At 36.5% G+C, this 288-nt stretch carries 1 protein-coding gene; it reads left to right on the forward strand.

The features are described from left to right. Nucleotides 1-288 (forward strand): MobA/MobL family protein (locus FS736_RS23665; protein WP_186326918.1); only part of this gene is annotated, 288 nt, incomplete at both ends.

Here is a 288-nt window from a genome sequence, read left to right on the forward strand (position 1 = left end):
CCTACTCCACAAAACTTCAATCATCACACAACTAATCAACATAAATTTTATACAACCCAAATCCAACCCCAAACTATCATTCTTCCTCCTTCTCATCCTCCTCAATCCCTACAACACCCTAATCCATTATCGAATCAACTTCACAAAATCCACAAAACAAAACATCCTCAACTTCCTACACAATTAAATATCCCTTTCCCTACCCAACTATCTAATCACCTTCAAAAACAATTACTTCCTCAATATCTTCAACACCAATTCCTTAATAACCCCATCATCCCCCATATT

Origin of the sequence: Cytobacillus oceanisediminis 2691 (assembly GCF_007678455.1) — a bacterium.
Classification (GTDB): Bacteria; Bacillota; Bacilli; order Bacillales; family Cytobacillaceae; genus Mesobacillus; species Mesobacillus oceanisediminis_A.